This is a genomic window from Tenuifilum sp. 4138str (genome assembly GCF_041102575.1).
GTDB lineage: Bacteria > Bacteroidota > Bacteroidia > Bacteroidales > Tenuifilaceae > Tenuifilum > Tenuifilum osseticum.
Genome location: NZ_JBGCUE010000015.1, coordinates 17087 through 36551, shown reverse-complemented (window position 1 = coordinate 36551; position 19465 = coordinate 17087). Strand labels below are relative to the sequence as shown.

General features: G+C 41.1%; 15 protein-coding genes. 5 read left to right on the top strand and 10 right to left on the bottom strand.

The features are described 5' to 3' along the window. Nucleotides 1–5: 5 nt before the first annotated feature. Nucleotides 6–788, bottom strand: coding sequence for a hypothetical protein (locus AB6811_RS12710; protein ID WP_369490882.1), 783 nt, complete (start codon nt 786–788; stop codon nt 6–8). A gap of 454 nt (nt 789–1242) precedes the next feature. On the opposite strand from AB6811_RS12710, the gene AB6811_RS12705 reads away from it, so the two are divergent. Further along, nucleotides 1243–1758 carry a hypothetical protein gene (locus AB6811_RS12705; protein WP_369490881.1) on the top strand — a complete coding sequence of 172 codons (516 nt, stop codon included), beginning with the start codon at nt 1243–1245 and terminating at the stop codon, nt 1756–1758. Between the two features lie 50 nt (nt 1759–1808). Here the strand turns inward: AB6811_RS12705 and AB6811_RS12700 are convergent, their stop codons facing one another. From AB6811_RS12700 to AB6811_RS12685, 4 genes are all read right to left on the bottom strand, one after another. After that, nucleotides 1809–2342, bottom strand: a complete 534-nt coding sequence (locus AB6811_RS12700; RefSeq protein WP_369490879.1) for an RNA polymerase sigma-70 factor — start codon at nt 2340–2342, stop codon at nt 1809–1811. A 19-nt stretch (nt 2343–2361) separates the two neighbouring features. Further along, entirely contained in the window at nt 2362–3534 is a 1173-nt protein-coding gene (gene iadA, locus AB6811_RS12695; RefSeq protein WP_369490877.1) for a beta-aspartyl-peptidase, read from the bottom strand. Nucleotides 3535–3537: 3 nt separating this feature from the next. Next, on the bottom strand, nt 3538–4491 hold the full coding sequence (locus AB6811_RS12690; RefSeq protein WP_369490875.1) for a FecR family protein: 954 nt from the start codon (nt 4489–4491) through the stop codon (nt 3538–3540). Nucleotides 4492–4671: 180 nt separating this feature from the next. Further along, a complete protein-coding gene (locus tag AB6811_RS12685) occupies nt 4672–7197 on the bottom strand; it encodes an SGBP N-terminal domain-containing protein (protein WP_369490874.1) in 2526 nt (841 codons plus the stop codon). A 202-nt stretch (nt 7198–7399) separates the two neighbouring features. Between AB6811_RS12685 and AB6811_RS12680 the strand changes: the two genes are divergently transcribed. Next, entirely contained in the window at nt 7400–8248 is an 849-nt protein-coding gene (locus tag AB6811_RS12680) for a cyanophycinase (RefSeq protein ID WP_369490872.1), read from the top strand. Nucleotides 8249–8337: 89 nt separating this feature from the next. Here AB6811_RS12680 and AB6811_RS12675 read toward each other — a convergent pair whose 3' ends face one another. The 5 genes from AB6811_RS12675 to AB6811_RS12655 form a co-directional block, all read right to left on the bottom strand. Then, complete coding sequence (locus tag AB6811_RS12675; protein WP_369490871.1) at nt 8338–9462, bottom strand: aminotransferase class I/II-fold pyridoxal phosphate-dependent enzyme; 1125 nt, start codon at nt 9460–9462, stop codon at nt 8338–8340. A 98-nt stretch (nt 9463–9560) separates the two neighbouring features. Continuing rightward, nucleotides 9561–10289, bottom strand: coding sequence for a DNA repair protein RecO (recO, locus tag AB6811_RS12670; protein ID WP_369490869.1), 729 nt, complete (start codon nt 10287–10289; stop codon nt 9561–9563). Between the two features lie 4 nt (nt 10290–10293). Continuing rightward, nucleotides 10294–12594 carry a type IX secretion system anionic LPS delivery protein PorZ gene (gene porZ / locus AB6811_RS12665; protein ID WP_369490868.1) on the bottom strand — a complete coding sequence of 767 codons (2301 nt, stop codon included), beginning with the start codon at nt 12592–12594 and terminating at the stop codon, nt 10294–10296. 63 nt (nt 12595–12657) lie between these two features. Beyond that, nucleotides 12658–13251 carry a non-canonical purine NTP diphosphatase gene (locus AB6811_RS12660; RefSeq protein ID WP_369490867.1) on the bottom strand — a complete coding sequence of 198 codons (594 nt, stop codon included), beginning with the start codon at nt 13249–13251 and terminating at the stop codon, nt 12658–12660. Between the two features lie 7 nt (nt 13252–13258). Then, the gene (locus tag AB6811_RS12655; RefSeq protein ID WP_369490866.1) at nt 13259–14053 is read right to left on the bottom strand and encodes a universal stress protein; all 795 of its coding nucleotides are present in this window, start codon (nt 14051–14053) and stop codon (nt 13259–13261) included. 238 nt (nt 14054–14291) lie between these two features. Between AB6811_RS12655 and AB6811_RS12650 the strand changes: the two genes are divergently transcribed. From AB6811_RS12650 to AB6811_RS12640, 3 genes are all read left to right on the top strand, one after another. Continuing rightward, nucleotides 14292–15683, top strand: coding sequence for an adenylate/guanylate cyclase domain-containing protein (locus AB6811_RS12650; RefSeq protein ID WP_369490865.1), 1392 nt, complete (start codon nt 14292–14294; stop codon nt 15681–15683). Between the two features lie 95 nt (nt 15684–15778). Then, nucleotides 15779–16618 (top strand): universal stress protein, encoded by an 840-nt coding sequence (locus AB6811_RS12645; RefSeq protein ID WP_369490864.1) that lies wholly within the window; start codon nt 15779–15781, stop codon nt 16616–16618. A 45-nt stretch (nt 16619–16663) separates the two neighbouring features. Beyond that, nucleotides 16664–19444, top strand: coding sequence for a PAS domain-containing protein (locus AB6811_RS12640; protein ID WP_369490863.1), 2781 nt, complete (start codon nt 16664–16666; stop codon nt 19442–19444). The last annotated feature ends 21 nt before the right edge of the window (nt 19445–19465 follow it).

Genomic DNA, 19465 nt, shown 5'->3' with positions numbered 1-19465 from the left:
AAAATCTATTTGATAACTAAACTATCGCCGGGCAAAAAAACGCTCACCTGAAGATTTTCACCTCCAAAAAGCCCGTTGTCAACCTTTGTACTGGCTTCAGGATGTTTAACCATAAACATTTGGCCTTTGCCATAAACCTTGATAACATTTCTTTGGATGGTTATATAAGCAGAATCGTCAACACTGATTATATAATCCAAAGGATTTTGCATTGCCACCGATAACATCTTTGGAATTCGGCTTTCTGCTTCGGACTGAACTAACACAACCGGTAAACCAACAAAATCAAAACCCGAAACCATAGTAACGCCCCCAACGCCCACATTTTTAAAGTTTCTGGTTGTAGAATTCTTGTTACTCTGGTAGGCCAACTTCCTAAATAATACCCTTGCAGTAGCTTTGTTTACAACTAAGAAGTACTGTAAACCTTTAAGATTCTTAAACAAGCCTATCAAATCGAGTGAGTTAACGTTTGAATTTGGAACAACAAAAATATCTAGACTACCCGTTAAGGTTTGTGATAGATTAACTTCATTAATTTGACTAAAATTGAAAACTTGCGCATTTACATATCTTTCTTTTAACCTTCCAAACAACACACTGGAATCCAAACGGTTATTTTGAAAATCTGTAAAAATAACAACTCTTCTAGCGCTATCAGTAGAGAAATAGCAGATGCTGTTTTCACCCAGGTAAATGTAAGTGGGTTCAGCAAAATTTGATTTGCTAATCTCTCCAGAGCACGAAGCAAAAAGTAAAAAAACAATGGTTGTAATTTTTAACTGCATTTTACAACTTGGTGTTTCTTATGTAATACGGTTAGATTTGTGTTTTCCCTTAAGTAAAATTCTAAATGGAAGATTTATTTAAATTAATCGGTTATAAAAATAACTTCTTCGTTATCTGATATTAACGATATATTACAATAGAACTTTCTGTTGATTGCTGGTTAGGTATGGAATTTTTCGATTAAAGAATTTAACTATTAGAATTATATTTTTTACTGGTAGATAAAAGTAATAACGCATTAGCATTCAAGACCTTGATAAACTCCATTATTTAATATTAACCTTGAGTATTCCAATGTTGATGGAAAAATTTTTATGGTTGGTCAAACTTTTTTACCCAGATAATTAAAAAACGTTAATTTTGTAATAAGGAGATACCTGAAATTCCAATTTAAAAAGAGTAGGGAGCGAAAACCGAAAAGCTTACGAGTAGGTAAACTTAAAAACTACAATCATGAAAAAATTTTTTATTCTTAGCTTAGTTGTTTTAGTTGCAAATGTATTCTTTACAAGTTGCTCAAAAGATGAGGATACAATCAAACAGGCCTTTAAGTACAATGGAAAAACCTATAAAATTGATAAAGGCTATTACGTTCCTTATGGTGAGGTTTCAACTGGTGTTTACAACATCGATTTAATTCTGGTTTCAAATGAAGTTGAAGGAGACACTGAAACTGGTAATGCCGTTTACTTTGAAATTTTCACTAATAATGAAGAACAACTTCCCGTAGGAACCTATACCTTTAACCAATCCGAAGATGCATTTACATTTGATATAGGTAGATTCTACCTGAATTACGATTTCAGTTCTTCTTCGGGTACCATTGTAAATGTTAAGTCTGGCACAGTGAAAATTGAGAAGTCGGGTACAACTTACAAAATCTCTATTGACTGCGTTTCTACAAGCGATCTTAAGATTGAAGGTTCATTTGAAGGTAGCCTAACCCTTGATATGGGTAAGAAAAAATAAATTTGTTAATAGGTAAAAAAGGATGCCAATAATGTTGGCATCCTTTTTATTTACAGATTTAGTCCCTCCCTAAGTGTTTTCAGGGCAAGTCTAATATGCGTTTCTATTGTTTTTTCGGAGATGTTAAGCTGTTCCGCTATTTCCTTATGGCTTAGTCCTTGTTTTCGGCTAAGCTCAAATACTTTTTTCCGCTGAGGCGGTAAATCGTTTATTATTCTTTCTAGCTGTTCCTGAATATCTCGGAAAATAATTTCATTCTCCAATCGGACGTGATTTGATTCAAGGTAGTTGCTCAAATGCTCAAGGTAAGCAATCTCATTTACCCGCTTACGATGGATATTAAAAATGGTGTTTCTGGCTATGGTGAAAAGGTATGAGCTTAATGAAAGGTTTACATCAATACGGTCGCGGGTTTCCCAAAGCTTTACAAACACTTCCTGTGTTACATTTTCGGCATCCTCTTTGGAAATCATAAAGCGGAGGGCAAAGTAGTAAATCCTTTCGGCATATAAATCGTAGAGCTGGGCAAAAGCATCATGGTTGCCCTCAATAACCTTAAGGGCGATTTGCTTTTCCCTACTCAACTCAACTGTAACCTCTTGGTTACTCGTATGTTCCCTTGGCTCTTGCAACTCCCTCCCTTAACAAAATTTTTCCTTTGGCTATTATGTGAACAATCGCAAAATCGTTATTAATACATACCAAATCGGCATCGGTGCCAACCTGCACCTTCCCTTTACTTTTCAACTTCAGTATTCGCGCAACATTTGATGTTACCACAGTCAATGCCTTTTCAAGGGGTAAACCCTCCTTTAAATGGATATCAATCATTTCGTTATAAATAGATTTGGGTTGACCCATTTCAAGCCTAACCAGTTCACCATTTTTATCAAATAAAGGGAGCGATCCGTTTGCATCGGAGGTCATTGTAATGTGCTCTAGGGGAACACCTGCCCTCACCAGTTCCACTATTGCTCTGGATGGCTTAACCTCATATTCAGGGAAGTAAGGATAAGAGCTGGCTGTTATATCAATATATCCTTCCTTCCCGTATTTTTTGGCATCCTCAAAGATGTAATCGTTTCGGTTGCAATGGGTTGGATGAAATTGCCTGTAACTAAGTTCGCTTTGCGAAACCGCATCGTGAATGGGTTGAAAAGGGTTTTTGGCATCGCCCATGTGAATGTTCACAATACCAGCTTTACCTCCGAGCATACCTCCTACCCGGGCCTCCTCAGCCAACCTGATTAGCTCTGCAGTTGTAGGCCACGAACTGCGATGGTCCGAAAGGGCTATCTCGCCCGCACCAATAACTTCTTCAATAAGTGCTAAATCACGAGCAATTGAGCCAGTAATGGTTGGTGTGGGTACCTGATACGATCCTGTGTACATCCAAGCCGATACCCCTTCAGCCCTTAGCGATTTTGCTTTCATGAGAACGGCCTCAGGTGAGCGGGTTATTCCATCAGTACCTAGGCAACCTATAACGGTTGTAATCCCCCCGGCAATAAGCTGGCTGAGCTGTAGCTCTGGCGTTCGGGTCGATGGGCCACCTTCGCCTCCTGCTCCAGCGATATGAACATGGGCATCTATTAAACCGGGTATCAATTTCAATCCGGTGGCATCTATTATATCGACTTCACTATCGGGCAGCATTTTGGGGTTTATGCTATCACCAATAGCTATGATTGTCTCGTTGCAAACCAGGACATCCTTTTTTTCCATGTAATCAGGGGCATACACTTCAGCGTTAGCTATAAGAGTAAACATTGACATATTTTACTGTTTTGGGTAAATTGATACCTGCTTATCGGATTTTGAATATCCAATAGGAATAGTTTTGGAGATAATAAGCAGAACTTCATCAATAGTTTCGTTATCAACAATCATGGTTAACCTATACTTCCCTTTAAGGTCATTGCTAAGCGAGATTTCAACCCCATACCAACGGTTAAGCTTATTAACAACACTTTCAATAGGCTCATCGCTGAAAATTAGTTTACCCTGCTCCCAAGCGGTTACTTTACTAACATCAACCATTGAAACTTCAAAGCGATTCTGGTTAAAATAGTATGTGGCCGAATGGTTTGGCGCAATGGTTATACTTTGCTCCTTCTTTGTACTTGGGTCAATGTATTTCAATTTAACCTTACCGGAAATTAAGGTTGCAGTAACCATTCCATCGGTAGGGTAAGCCATAACGTTAAAAACTGTACCCAAAACCTCAACTTCAACATTGTTGGCAGCCACAATAAAAGCTTGATTTGGATTATGGGTTACCTCAAAAATGGCTTCGCCTGAAAGTTCCACACGTCGAACTTTCCCCTTAAATACTTTGGGGTACTTGATGGTTGTTTGCTTATTAATCACCACTTTCGATCCATCGGGAAGAACAACTTGCTGCATCAAATTGCTTCCGCTAAAAACAGTTAACATTTGTTTCTCAGCAAAATTTCTATTGTTCCAAACGAAGTAAATTGCTGAAAGAGATATTGTAACTAGCACAGCAATTGAGGCAGCAACCCTAAAGGATGGCTTTTGGTACCATCGAATAGCTGGTACATTATTGTTATCAATCTGATTACTAATTTTTTGGAACAGCCTTTGCTTATCGAAAGATGGTTGCGAAAGTTCAGAATTGGTATTATTCCAAACCTGCTCAAGCATACTATTTGATTCGTGCGAGTTGTAAATCTCTTGCTTTTCCTTTTCGGAAGCAATCCCCAGCATCATCCGCTTCAACTGTTTCGCTTTTAGCCTTAAACTCATTGATTTTTTATTTTATTGGTAAAATTAGTCATTTATCGTAATACGTGTATACATTACATTTCCCTTAAGCGGAATTGGTTAATAAGTATTAAATAAAAAGGGCTACCAAATAGGTAGCCCTTTTATTTGGATCAAAGTAAAGGTCTACCTTACAACTAACTTATTAATTCCGGTTGTACCACGGTAAGTGGTTCTAACCATATAAATACCATTACCCCAATCTTTTGTTTCAAGATTTACTCGGGTTTGATTTTCGGTTGCGTTTATGGAAGTGCTGTGAACCACTCGCCCTACAATATCGGTTACTACAACGTCAACCTTACCTCCCAATTGGGTGGGGACAAGAATGGTTGCTTTTTCGGAAGCAGGGTTGGGGTAAACAAGTGTATTAAGCAGGTTCTTGGCATTATCGCTAATCCCGCTTAGAACATCGTTGTAGATGTGGATATTATCAACAGCAAGGTTTGAACCACCGGGGGAACTGTTTGGAATTCCGGTATCGGGATTTACGTAAAGGTCGGTAATCAGTACAAACGCAATCCAAACCGGACGGTTGAACCAACCATCGGGAGCGCTTACTGTTTTTGCATTACGCAAGTTGATTGAGCGGGTAGCCAAACCCTGGCCAGGACGCCCAACGTACTGCGACCAGCTCTCCGGCTTAACCTCAAGCAAAATGTTGCCTTCTGTTTCAAAGTAAGAAATGGTAGGATTAACACCATCCACTGCTGGAGCAATTACTACCATGTAATCATCGGGATAGTTACCCGAGGTTGTAGTTGACATAGCCTGCCATGCAATGGTGGTATTATTACCTAAATCAACCTTTGGTAAAATCATCCAGTCGTATGCCTTGCCATCCATAGGCATATCGCTGGTGTACGATGAAGCCATTGCAACCTGGGTTCCTTGTAGCTCCTGACGATTGGTTGTTGCAACCACCCATGCACTATCCTGCCAACGCTCTTCGCCTGGTGCTTGAGTATAGCCATCGCCGTTAATCAGCACCCACCCGGAAGGAATTAATACTTTATTCTCAAAATCCTCAAAAAGCAAAGTGGTCCGACCCTCAGCAGCCTTGGTTACGGTTACTATCCAATCCTGTGTTGAACCATCCTGAGCAGTTACAGTATAGGTTACAGGGTTGGTGAAGTTTTGAGCCACACCACTTGCAGGTGAAATGGTAGCGTATTCTGAAACCGTAATGGTTGGCACAAGGGCTGTTAAATCGGTTGAGAACGGAACCTCGGCGGTAACCTTGTGCTCAGCAGCATTAATAACACCGGTAACAGGAGGTGTAAGCCCTTCGAATTTGAACGAAAGAATATCATTTCCGGTAGCAGGAGCAACTTTATTTACCGTTACAACCCAGTCAGCGTTTACACTTCCTAGATCCAAATTGTATGTGATAGGATTTGTAAAGTCGTTTGGTGTAACTCCGCTTTCCTGAACCACATCGTTTACCTTAACGGTGGCTCCATTGGTAGTAAACGAAGCTACAAGGTTGGTTAAATCGGTTGCATAAGGAACTGTAGCAGTTACAGTCTTGGCTGTTTTATCAATAGCCCCATTAACCACTGGGTTTAATCCTTCAAACTTATAGGTTAAGAATACTGGTTCGGTTGGAGCTTCCCACTCCTCAAAACTGCCATTCATTATCAGGTTTGAGGTACCACCATTCTCAAAATAGCGTGCATTATCGGCCCAGAATGTACCACTTCCCGCCCAGGCAGCATCGGTTTGCATTCGTATGGCCACATAGGCTAGGGTTGCATCTGCAGGTGCAGTCCCAGATATGGTTATGGTCTGCCAATCACCCGAATCAGTTGTTGCTCCGCTGGTTTGGCGTTCAAGGTATGAGGTATTTGGCGCTGAGAAAAACCATAACCTCGCCGAAATCTTACAGGCTGGATCGTTATCCAGGTAATCAATGTTGAACTCATAGGTGGCTCCACCGGTTACAGTAAAGGTATCGCAAATGAAATAAGGTGTTCCATCGTCGGTAAAGGTATACTTAACCGAGTAGAACCCATGGGTGCTTTTGGTTAATTCGGGTTTAATAGTTGAAGTTTTGGAGGGATCGTACAGATCCTCACGCCAATTCTTAATGGTTGAATTCTCAACCACTTTCCAACCCTCAAAACCACCATTCTTAATTAAGTTGGTAGTTCCACCATTCTCAAAGTAACGTGCATTATCGGCCCAGAAAGTACCACTTCCCGCCCAGGCAGCATCGGTACCCATGCGTATGGCCACATAGGCCAGGGTTGCACCTGCAGGTGCAGTTCCCGATATGGTTATGGTTTGCCAATCGCCCGAATCGGTTGTTGCTCCGCTGGTTTGGCGCTCAAGGTATGAGGTATTTGGTGCAGAGAAAAACCACAACCTTGCTGAAATTTTACAGGCCGGATCGTTATCCAGGTAATCTATTTTAAACTCATAATTTGCCCCTCCTGTCACTGCAAAGGTGTCGCATATAAAGTAGGGTGTTCCATCGTCGGTAAAAACATACTTGAGTGAATAATCACCCTCGCTTTTAACAGAATTATCGCGAGTTATGGTTGAAGTTTTTGTGGGATCGTACAGATCCTCGCGCCAGTATAGCGGCTGAGCAAAAGTTGCCGCTACTATGGCTACAAACAGAGTGGTGAGTAAAATTTTCGACTTCATAGGCATAGAATTTTAAAGTTTGGTTACTATTCATACACCCAACTTTAAGCTATCACTTAATGGGTTGACTTATTTTTAGCCTGGATGGCTACTTGAATTTTGAATCATCTAATTAATCCTGGCCTAACAACATTTAGAGAAATTATTTTTTTGCGATTAAGTGCATACCCGTGATTAATTGTATTACTAAAAAACTTTGAATATGACAGGGAAAAACATCCTTTTATACCTACTACTTGGTATAGTGTCGCTTTCGTTCCTGAAATGCACGCAGCAAAGCGCTAGCAAAGGCAAGCTTTATATTATTGGAGGTGGGAAACGCCCCGATGCCATGGTACAGCAAATCATAAATCTTTCAAAACTTAAGGAAAAGGGTTACCTGGTTGTGCTACCCATGGCAAGCGAAGAACCCGATAGCGCGGCTTACTACGCCACAAAACAGTTTACTGAACGGGGGATTAACAATGCACTTTCAATTATTTTTCAAAAGGGCGATACAATAAAACAGTGGTGGGTTGACACCCTTAAAAAGGCCTCGCTTATTTATATCTCCGGAGGCGATCAAAAAAAGTTTATGGATATTGTAGGCGGCACTCCCATACATGAAGCACTGATATACGCTTACCATAACGGAGCAGTTATTGCCGGAACCAGCGCTGGCGCAGCTGTAATGAGTAAACTAATGATTACTGGCCGACAGCTTAAATTTCCCGATGATGAAAGGTATGGCCATTTAGTTCCAAATAACATTGAGGTAACCGACGGGCTTGGTTTAGTAAAAAATATTATTGTTGACCAACACTTTGTTAAACGTGAACGGCTTAATAGGCTCATTGCTGTCAGCATTGAAAACCCCGATTATCTCTGTGCTGGCATTGACGAATCTACCGCACTGCTCATTTCAGGCGATAGTGCAACTGTTTGCGGTATAGGTCAGGTGGTTTTGGTAGATGCATCTAAATCTAAACCCATTCCCAGCGATTCGCTCCTTGGGGTCAAAGGGCTTAAAATTGACGTTCTTTTACCCGGTGAGAGGTTTAAGCTACCTTAATTGGTACTACATATGATGTAATAAAAAAATGGCGAAGAAGTTTATCTTCGCCATTTTTAAATACTATTAGTATAAACTTTTAGCTCTTCTTATAGGCTAGCCAATCGGCTTAAGGCCTCTTTAAATTCATCTCGCGGTACTGTGATATTCATCGCCAAATACCTATGACACTGCCTATCGTGGTAAAATCCTGAAAGTGGCAGTAAACCAACGCCCTTCTCAACTATTAACTTTTCAACCATTTCAACATCACGGATATCGGCGTAGCCTTTATAACCAAGCATTACCATGTACCCCGCCGATTGCTTTACGGGAATAAGTTTACTATCCTTGAGTGTCTCCAGTAAGAGCTTGTAGTTCTCATCCAGAAAATCGGCTAGCATGTGCCCTTCTATCTCGGCGCTCAGAATATTGATAAAATCTTCGGCTCGGTTTAGGTTGGGGTTCGAGGTAATAGCCGAATGGATATTTTTATAGGCACCCATTAGTGGTTCGGGTGCAATACAGTAAGCAATTTCACTATCGTTAAGTGCAACAGGAATATTGAGCGAACCTATACGGTAAGTAACCTGACAAAGTCTTGGGTAAAAGTTAACGCTTGTTCCTTCAGAGCTACGATAGCCCAGCTCAGCCATAGACTCGTTTAGGATAAGCTTGATCTTGGTTCCATTTATCAACCTTTGCAGCTCCTCAAAATCCTCAGCTGTTAGTGTTTGTCCGGTTAACAGATGAGGCGATGAAATAACCATTAACTTGGTTGTAGCATTAATGGCTCGCTGAACCTCGCACCAATCAATGCGGAAATCGGGGGCTCTTAAAGGTATGTAAACAGGACGGGCACCACAAAGCTCTACTGCGGTTTTTAGGTTTGAAGTGAATGGCTCAAACACAATCACGCTATCGCCATCCTTTACGGTTGAAGCAATAGCTAAAAAAACCGCCAGGTTAACACCGCTAACAAAGGCAATCTCGGTTTCAGGGTTTATCGCCCTAAAGTATTTTTTGAGTATGTACTTTGAGAGTTTCTGGTATGGATTCATGTTTTCATCACGATCCATATCAAAATTGTAATCATCAATATTACTATCAATAAACTCTTGAAATCCCTTCTCGTTGGGTGTTAAAGAAGTCATATCAATGGCCCTATACTCCCTGATTAGTTTTTGCAAGCTGTCGTCGCTTAAAGCTGTTAATTCGCCTACCTTCTGGGTCATAGTGAATTAAAAACAATGATTGTAGTTTAAAATTACAAATTGTATTTCAATTATCATATCAATTTTGATGGAATGCAGGGTTTATTTGATGAATGCAGCTATTCGAATAGCTGGATAAGAATTGGTAGGGTTCTGAAACGTATTCCGGAACCAAGATGAAAGCGGTAAAACGAGGCAATGGCTTCAATGAGTATTTGTCGCTGATTTTGATTTAAACTCAGCATTTCAGGGTTGAGCATGGGTGTATCAATCACATTACTAAGCAGCTTGCTGGTTTGTTTCTCAAGCACAAAGCCGTGAGCGGGTTCTACCCCACAAAAAACACCGTTCTTTATGTCAAAGTAAGGCTCTTCTGGACTCCATCGGTTTAAGGGGTAAAACCCTAAATACCGCGAAAGCTGCACCATGAAAATCAGATGAAAGTTTGCTACACCGGTATTGAGGTTATCGAGCATTTGTACTGAACTCTCAATAAAGGAAAAGAGGTGCTGGTTTGTCTCCTGTTCTCTTACCGTTCTGTAAATTAACTCGCTGAGAAAAATAGTTATCGTGAGCTTAATAGGATTTAGATGTAGGCTGGTGAATGCGTAAGTAGGGGTAACCTCTTTTACCCTGTACATCTCAGCGTTAGGGCGATAGTAGTAAACCACATCGAGAATGGATAGGGGCTGGAAGTAAACATTCAACCCCACTTTTTTCCCCTTAGGGAAAGCGTTATTTACTAACAGAGTATTCCGCCCATGCTCACGTGCGTAACAACTTACTATCAGGCTATTCTCCTTAAACCTAACAGTCCTAAGTACAATTACCCTATTGTGCTGTAACATGGGCCTATTTTACAAAAAGAAGTTTAGTAACAGCAGCCTGCTCGCCTTTTGAGTCGGAGCAAAATATTAGGTAAACGCCTGTAGCAACCCTCTGCCCTTTCCTATTTTTCCCATCCCATGTGGCTAAACCACCGTTTGAGCGAGTCTCATAAACAATGTTTCCAGCAATATCGGTTATTTTAACCACGCTATTGTCCATAAGCCCGGCTATGGTAATAACCCCACTATAGTTAGGGCGAACCGGATTGGGAAAGGCGTAAATCTTATCAAACGTATTAGCTGGCTCACTGGCATCGCTACGGTAGGCAATCAAACCCTTATCGGTGGCAATAAACACCTCACCGGTAACCGGATGCGCTTTAATGCTTAGTATCGTATTTGATGGCAGGGGGCTATTCTTGGTGTTAAAATGATGTATCTGTTTTGTCCCATCGGTCGAAAAAAGGTAAACCCCCGATTTAGCGGTTCCAAACCATTTACGGTTGCCACCATCAACATCAATACACGTAACCTCCTCGGTTTCCAAAAGGTAAACTGCCAGTCCTTCCACTACATCGGGTATCTTGATTTTTTGGAAACTGGTTTCACCCTGTAATACCCTATGTGGGTTGTAACTTACCAAAACTCCCTGATTGGTTCCTAACCATAAATAACCATCCCTGTCAAAAGCAAGTGCTGTAACCTCGTTGGAAAATAAATTGCCATTGGCGTCGCGCGGTCGGAATTTAAGGTAGATATCGTCACTTGATGCCTCTACGTCGTTACCGGGGCTAAGGGCAAACAATCCGTTATCGCGGGCTAAAGCCAACCAGATTATCCCTGATGGCGAAACGGTAAGTGAAATAATCCTTGAGGTTCCAATTGCTGAGTAATACGGAAACGACTTCCATACCCCATGTGCCGTTAGCACCGATATGGGATTTGGAACCTCAGAATTTGCTACCCAAAGGTTTCCCTTGGGGTCTATATCCATACCGGCTATTCTACAGTATGGCTGTCCAGGAAATACACTTTGCAGGGTGCTGTTATCGGGATTATAATGCTCCGCCAGGGTTCCACTATTAAGTTTATACAGACCTCCACCCCAGCTTGCAACAAAAAAAACATTCGGGTTACGGGGGTCAGCCTTCACCCTAACCGCATCGTGATTAAACCAATCAGCATAGTACGACCATCGGCCATCGGAAAAGGTATGTGCAATAAACGGGTTCCAAAAATTCCCGAAAGCGGCATCGTATGCACCCGATGCCGCAACAACCATATTTGCACTTGCATCAATGTGAAAAAATTTGTTGCTAAACGGGCCTGTAGGAGTATGAACGCTTTGATCTGTAGGGGAAATAATCACTAAACCATTGAATTCATCGGCAACAGCCAAAGCATTGTTTTCAAGCGGTATACAATCGGCAACTTTTGGAGTGCCACCAAAAAGGTAACTGCTAACAAGTTCTAACTTCTCGCCCTGCAGGCTATATTTCTGAATAGCATTACTGCTAAAGGCAGCTATTTTCTGAAAGCCTATGGATACACCAAGGGTTTCGTCAAAAGGCCTATCAACCTCAACCCATCCAGAACCAGAATTCATCCATAGAATATCGTTACCGCTAACTTTTTCCAAAGCCAACAAGTGGGTTTCATCGGCTGTAACCCCTCTGCACTCTGCTGCAGGGTCAGTAAAGAATTGCTCCCTGCTCCATCGTTCATAGTTTATTAGCAAAGGGTCATTTGAACTTGCGCTGTAAACGCCCTGGTTTGTAGCTGCCCAAAACTTTCCATTCCAGGCAACCAACCTGTTGACCTTTAAGGTACCAGCGTTTTCAACAATAAAGTAGGTATCCTTTACCTCAAGCCTATCGGGGTCAATTACCACTAAACCAAAATCGGTTGAAACGTAAACCAATGAGTTGAAGTAGTAAAAATGGTTTATGCACTTGCTGCCCAACATGGGCTTATCCTTAATGAATGGCAAGCTGATAACCCGCTTGGTGTTTTCATACACTAAATCAATGTTGCCAGATTTATACCCAACTAACGTTATCTGCTTTTGAGGTATTGCTGATAATGCAGTAATATCTACCTCGCTTAATCCGGAAACTGTTGTGTACTTGTTGAGCTCGCCGTTTTCGGTATCGTAGGTAAAGTAGCCATTTGCCACTGCACAGTAAAGCTTTGAACCGCTAATGCTAAGCTCACGGGCATCGTTAAAGGCATAGTAATCGCGCCACTGCCCTATGGCAGGTTGGGTGTGAACCTTGCAAATACCTACAAATATGAAGGATAAAAGGATATATATCCTCTTTACCATAGCTAAAGATTTATATTACCAGGTGTAACTAAAGAATAAACGGTTAATGATTGATTAATATTGCTAAAACCTCCTTTTTAGGAATTTGCATAACTCCTCAACGGCTTTTCCCCTATGGCTTATTTGATTTTTGAGCGATAAAGGCATTTCGGCAAACGTTTCGGTAAAGCCATCGGGTACAAAAATAGGGTCGTAGCCAAATCCATCGGCTCCCCGTTCCTGGTCAATGATTTTCCCCCAAACTACTCCCTCAAAAAGATACTCTTCGCCGTTAAGTATTAATGCGATAACAGTTCTAAATCGAGCCTTACGGTTTTCAACGCCTTTAAGATTACTAAGCAATTTACGTATGTTATCCTTCGGGTTTTTTGCCTCGCCAGCATAGCGTGCACTGTATACACCTGGCTCCCAGTTTAACGCCTCAACCTCAAGACCGGTATCATCGGCAAAACAGTTTTGACCGGTTTTGTTGTAAACATAGCGTGCCTTTTGCAGTGCATTATCCTGAAGGGTATCATATTCCTCAGGTATTTCTTCGGTAATACCAACAGCGTTTAACGTAACCAAGGTAAACTTATCCCCAAGGGCATGCTGTACCTCTTTAAGCTTGTGCGGGTTGTTGGTGGCAAACACAAGCGAAAAACTGCTATCGGCCATAAGTGAATTATCGGGGATTAATACTCATTACAGGGATATGCCTTGCATTGGCCAGAATATATTGCTCCTCGGGTTCAACAATATATTTACCATCCTTACTGGTTGGAGTGGTCATAATTATTATTAGGTCAGCTCTAATATTAACGGCCATGTCCAGCACTTCCTCCTCATACTTCTTAATGCCGGGAACGGTATACTCCACGTACTTGGCGCCCCTCTCATCTAAAAATTTCTTGGCCGAAGCCAGGTTTATATCAATCTGTGCCATCAGCTTGGGATCCGATGTATTGGGCTTAATGATATGGAAACGGGATAGGTAGTAATCACAGAAGTACGATATCCACTCATGTTTCTCTCTGTTTTCAATAGTAAAATCCACAGGGAATACAATATCATCGTAACGCTTGTTAACCGGTGGTTCCTGTATGGTTATAAAGGGAACCTTGCAGCTGGTAATTAGCTTTAGCACCCACGAAACCTTATTCTCATCCATCTCCTTTACGGTTGATGACCCCATAATTACCATACTTGCATTTATTTCATCGGCTGTTGAAGCTATGTCGGTCATGTAGTTACCTACTTTGACTATCGATCTTGGAGTAACAGCATACTTGCTCTTTACCGATTCGATAAGTGAAGCCATTTTACTTTCGGCTTCAGCAAGTTTTTCTGACTCCGAAACACAGTGTAAGATGTGAATTGGCTCCTTAACAACTTCAGAAACCCTTATGGCATGCTGCAGGGCAAACCATGCAACTTCCGTAAAATCAGTTGGAACCAAAATTGATTTTTTAGCAGTCATAATTGTCGTTATTTGGCTTTTCCCCTAAAACATTACGTTCATAAATCACCTTCAAATTTAATCAAATTATTATTTTTATTGAGTTCAAAAGAAATTTTTTTAAACAAATTGTTAAAATATTTGATAAAGATTCGCAATCGCTCTATCTTAGTATGTGAAATTTTTTGCGTTTTACCAAATGGCTTTCCTTTCAACCCTAATAGCGTTTTCTTTATTGGCAGTAGCAACTCTTGCTGCTATGATACTCTATGTACGTTACTACTACACCAAAAAGAGTTTTGCCCTACAGCAGAAGCTCTTTGTTAGAACTGAGGAATTACTCAGGGAAAGACAGAAAACCGAAAACTTGCTCTCACGGGTTTTGCCCCGCGAAAAGGCCAAAGAACTAATTGACCAGGGAAAGGTTGATGCACAGAAATTTCAGATGGTTACGGTTCTCTTTGCCGATATTCAGGGCTTTACCAAAATAACCGATGAAATTAATGCCGATTCACTCATTGACCAGCTCGACAGGCTTTTCTTTGAATTCGATAGCATAGTTGAAAAGTATGGTATTGAAAAAATTAAGACCATAGGCGATGCCTATATGTGTGCAGGTGGCATTCCCCATCCAAACAGAACCAATCCTTTTGAGGTGGTAGCAGCAGCAGTGGAAATGATGGGTTGCATGCAAAAGTTAAACCAGCAGCTCAATAACGGCAAAGAAATCTGGGAGCTAAGAATTGGTATCGATACCGGGCCTGTTATTGCCGGGATTGTTGGTCGTAATAAGTTGACCTATGACATCTGGGGAACCACTGTAAATATTGCTAGCCGGATGGAATCGGCAAGTGAGCCCGGGAAAATCAATATTTCAGAAAACACCTATCTGGTTGTTCGCGATTTATTCGAATGCAAGTTCCGGGGGAAAATTCCAATTAAGAACAAGGGCGATGTTAACATGTACTTTGTTGAAGGATTCCTACCTAAATTTTCCGAGTCCAGCAGGTATATCCCAAACAATGATTTTAGGGTTGAGCTTCAGCTTGTAAGATTAGCCGATCTGGAAGAATTTGTTCTTGAGAAGCTGGAAAAAGGTCTCCCAAAAAATCTTTACTACCACAATTTAAAACACACTGTCGACGTTTATACACAAGTTGAACTTATTGGTCGAGCCGAAAATATACCTAATGAAGATTTGCTCTTAGTTAGAACGGCTGCCTTGTTTCACGATATGGGCCACTTAATTGACTATGCAACGCACGAGGAAATGAGCGTGAAAATGGCGCATGAAATATTGCCCCGCTATGGCTATACTCCCGAACAAATTGCTCGGGTTGCTGAAATCATTATGGCTACCAAGTTACCCCCAAAACCCAAAAACATCCTGGAGGAAATAATTTGCGATGCCGACTTGGATTACCTGGGCCGAACCGATTTTATACCCGTATCAAATGCTCTTTACAAGGAACTCCATGAGCATGGCATGGTGGGTTCCTTACACGATTGGAATTTGATACAGATTGATTTCATCCAGAAACACCAGTATTTTACCCAAACAGCCCGTAGATTAAGGAATGTAAACAAGGATGTTCAGCTCAAAAATCTTAAGCGATGGATGAACGAATTAGAAAATGATACATCTTTGTAGTGATTTTTACATTTTTTTGTATTACTTTTACTATTTTGTTAAATATTTGCTATTTTGCATAGTTAAAGCTGAAATACTGACCAAAAGTTCCGGTTATGGATAATATTAAAAAAATTATTTTGGTTCCCTGGGATTTTACCGAAGGTTCCGAAACTGCCTTTCAACATGCCCTTCAGCTCGCAAAAGCCGGAGGTAATGAGATCATGTTGCTAAACATCATTCCCCGTGCCTGGATTATTGACTCCATATACCGTAAGGTAAATTTCAAGAAGATAGAAACCTATAATGCCAAAATTGAAAAGGCTGCTTCGGAACTTGAACATAAGTATGGTTTTAAACCACAAACCCTTGTCCTGGAAGGATACCCCAAACGTATTATCAGAGAGTTAATTCTTACAGCCCATGTTAACCTTATTGTAGCCTACTATGCCTATAAATTTGGCAGTAAAGAACACCGCATATCACGATACCTTAAAAATCTATTTTTCAAGGATACAACCCTCCCCTTCATTGTAGTCAGCAAAGCCCCAATCCACTCACACTATATTGAAATTGTAATACCAGTAGATTACGACCGTAAGTTCAAGGAAGCTGTTCACTGGATTATTTACCTTGCCAAGTACTACAAGTGTAACGTTAACCTCATTAAGCCTTTCCTAACCGATGATGGCAAAAAGAAACAGCTGGCCAACAATATCTACTTCACCAAAAAAATGCTCGATGGGGTAAATATTGTTTACGGTATCAAAACCGCCAAGAAAAAGGGAACTTTTGAAGGGGAAGTTTTCCGCTTTGCCCGCACAATTGAAGCCGACCTTGTTCTTATCATGTCCGACAAGTATGATGATTTCCTCGATAGCAAGCAGGAGTCTAAACTTGATATCCCTGTAATGTGTGTTAATCCTCGTATTAGAAAGTATCAAAGTTTTTATTAATAGGTTTTTATGAGACTACCAAGAACGATGCTTTTAACTTCTATCATGAAGTTGTCGTTAAAAGAAAAAATTATTTTTCTATTCACCGGAACATCGTTTCTTATTCTTTTTTTCCTTCTTTTCCTCACCAGCGCTAGGTTTAACCGCCTATCCATTGAAACAGCCAAATCGCGCATTTCCCTTTTAGCCGACAAGGAGGTAAAAAAATTTGAGGCAGCACTGGAAAGGGATATGTCTGTTGCACGCACCATTGCCTCGTCAATGACAGTTACCATAAAAGAGGGGAAAACATCAAATATACAGGAATACAACAATCTCTACACTAACATACTTGAGCAATATCCCGATGTACTTTCCGTATGGGATAGCTGGGAACTTAAATTTGTAGAACCCGGATATACCTATGAACACGGCCGTATTAAGAATTATGCGTGGCGCGAAGGCGGTAAAATACTGGTAAATACCATAAGAACTGAAAAAACTGAATCGTCAGCGGACTATATCACTCTAAAAACAAACAAATCGGAAAGTTTGGAGGAACCCTACTTTGACAACTACGAGGGACAAACCGAAAATATTCTGATGACCAGCGTTATTGCTCCCTGCATTATCGATGGTAATTTTGCCGGGGTGGCCGGGCTCGACATTCCCCTTTCAAACTACCATCAGGTTGTTAAGAGCATTGTACCCTTCAAGGATAGCTATGCTTTTATCATTTCTCCTCAGCTAAAGTTTATTGCCCATCCCGATAGGGATTTGATTGGCGACGATGCCCTATTTTCCTACGAATCCATATTTACTTCACATGGCGTTCAGGACAAGGTTATTAATGGTGAACCCATTGAATTTGAAGCAACAGATATCAACGGAAAGTTGTCATTCTTTACTTTCCGCCCCATTTCAGTTGGCAAATGCCCACAACACTGGTCTTTTGTACTGATTACACCGCGCGAAACCATTTTAGCAGAGGCTCGCCATGTTTTTTGGACAACCCTTACTATTGGTTTAATAGCCATTTTGTTGCTTTCTGGCTTTATTTACCTTATGACCCTTAAATTCCTTATCAATCCAATATCTAAAGTTACCCAAAATTTAGAGCGCCTCTCTAAAGGTCATGTTGACAACAGCATGATAGTTGATGTTGACAACAACGACGAAATAGGCACCATGATTACCCACCTGAACAAAACCGTTGAGGGCCTTTACAAAAAAACCGAGTTTGCTAAACAGGTTGGCATGGGTAATTACGACACCTCACTTGAACTCCTCAGCGATGAGGATGTTTTGGGTAAGTCGCTGATTGAAATGAATGAGAATCTTCGCAAGGCAAGGGAAGAGGCGCTAATCAGACAGCGTAACGAGGAAAAACGTCGTTGGGTAAATGAGGGTTTAGCCAGGTTTGGCGATATTCTCCGACAAAACAATAACGACATTGAGGCCTTAAGCGCTAGCATTGTAAAAAATTTGGTTGGTATTCTTAACGCCAATCAGAGCGGACTTTTCATTTACAACGATGAGAACACCGATGAGCCCTACTTTGAGCTAACTGCCGCTTACGCCTATAACCGACAAAAATTTATTAAGAAACATATCCTGCTTGGGGAAGGACTAGTTGGCACCTGTGCACTTGAGAAGCAAACAATTTATTTAAAAGATATTCCTGAAAACTACATAGCGATATCCTCAGGGCTTGGTGAGGCAAAACCACGCAACCTGCTTATTGTACCCCTAAAGGTTGAGGATAAAATATTTGGCGTTCTTGAGCTGGCATCGTTCAATGAGTTTGAGGACTACCAGATTGAGTTTGTTGAAAAGGTTGCTCAGAGTATTGGGCAAACACTCCAATCCGTACGAACTAACATTCGTACAGCGGAACTCCTGGCTAAAACACAGCAACAGGCCGAAGAAATGAAGGCTCAGGAGGAAGAGGTTAGGCAAAATCTTGAGGAGCTGGAGACCATTAAGGAGGAGCTTGAGAAGCGTACTGCCGAAATGGAGGAAAACCAAAAACAGCTGGAATGGGAAAAATCGCTATTGGACTCCCTGCTTAACTACCTTCCTGACAAAATCTACTTTAAGGATCTAAAAAGTCGATTCATTAAGGTAAGCAAATCAACCCTCGAATTCTTTGGAATGTCAAAGCAAGAAGAGCTTATCGGTAAATCCGACTTCGACTTCTTTACTGAGGAACACGCCCGCCCTGCTTATGAAGATGAGCAACGAATTATTAGAACCGACACACCCATTATCGGTATTGTTGAAAAGGAGGTAATGAACGACGGTAGGGTAACCTGGGCTGAAACCTCAAAACTCCCTCTAAAAAATTCCCATGGCGAAACCATTGGAACTTTTGGCATAACCCGCGACATTACCGCTTCCAAATTGATGGAGGAGGAAATTTCAAAGAAATCCGAAAAGGAAGAAGCCTTTAAGCGCGACCTTGAGAAAAAAGTGATTGAACTTGAAAACCTCTATAAAGCCATAAACGATTCCGCCTACGTTATTGAGTATAGCCCTGAAGGGAACGTTACCTTCATTAACGAGGCTTACCTTCAGCTGCTTAACCTTAACGCCGATGATGTTATTGGGAAGCATCACTCCTACCAAATGGAATTTACTGATGAACAGCGTAAAAACTACAAACAGTTCTGGGACGATCTTAATAATGGCATTGTTAGAAAGGAAACCTCAAAGTTCAGCATTAACGATAAAACCTACCTGTTCTACGAAACCTACACCCCAATAAGGGATGCTGAAGGGAATGTGGTCAAGATCATGAAAATCGCTTTCAACGTTAGCCATTTGCTTTCCGAGAATCAAATATAAGACCGGGTTTACCCGGTTTTT

What these genes read in the sequence shown, in the direction of transcription:
- AB6811_RS12710 (WP_369490882.1), bottom strand. Translation starts at nt 788, where the DNA reads ATGCAGTTAAAAATTACAACCATTGTTTTTTTACTTTTTGCTTCGTGC.
- AB6811_RS12705 (WP_369490881.1), top strand. Translation starts at nt 1,243, where the DNA reads ATGAAAAAATTTTTTATTCTTAGCTTAGTTGTTTTAGTTGCAAATGTA.
- iadA (WP_369490877.1), bottom strand. Translation starts at nt 3,534, where the DNA reads ATGTCAATGTTTACTCTTATAGCTAACGCTGAAGTGTATGCCCCTGAT.
- AB6811_RS12690 (WP_369490875.1), bottom strand. Translation starts at nt 4,491, where the DNA reads ATGATGCTGGGGATTGCTTCCGAAAAGGAAAAGCAAGAGATTTACAAC.
- AB6811_RS12685 (WP_369490874.1), bottom strand. Translation starts at nt 7,197, where the DNA reads ATGAAGTCGAAAATTTTACTCACCACTCTGTTTGTAGCCATAGTAGCG.
- AB6811_RS12680 (WP_369490872.1), top strand. Translation starts at nt 7,400, where the DNA reads ATGACAGGGAAAAACATCCTTTTATACCTACTACTTGGTATAGTGTCG.
- AB6811_RS12675 (WP_369490871.1), bottom strand. Translation starts at nt 9,462, where the DNA reads ATGACCCAGAAGGTAGGCGAATTAACAGCTTTAAGCGACGACAGCTTG.
- recO (WP_369490869.1), bottom strand. Translation starts at nt 10,289, where the DNA reads ATGTTACAGCACAATAGGGTAATTGTACTTAGGACTGTTAGGTTTAAG.
- porZ (WP_369490868.1), bottom strand. Translation starts at nt 12,594, where the DNA reads ATGGTAAAGAGGATATATATCCTTTTATCCTTCATATTTGTAGGTATT.
- AB6811_RS12660 (WP_369490867.1), bottom strand. Translation starts at nt 13,251, where the DNA reads ATGGCCGATAGCAGTTTTTCGCTTGTGTTTGCCACCAACAACCCGCAC.
- AB6811_RS12655 (WP_369490866.1), bottom strand. Translation starts at nt 14,053, where the DNA reads ATGACTGCTAAAAAATCAATTTTGGTTCCAACTGATTTTACGGAAGTT.
- AB6811_RS12650 (WP_369490865.1), top strand. Translation starts at nt 14,292, where the DNA reads ATGATACTCTATGTACGTTACTACTACACCAAAAAGAGTTTTGCCCTA.
- AB6811_RS12645 (WP_369490864.1), top strand. Translation starts at nt 15,779, where the DNA reads ATGGATAATATTAAAAAAATTATTTTGGTTCCCTGGGATTTTACCGAA.
- AB6811_RS12640 (WP_369490863.1), top strand. Translation starts at nt 16,664, where the DNA reads ATGAAGTTGTCGTTAAAAGAAAAAATTATTTTTCTATTCACCGGAACA.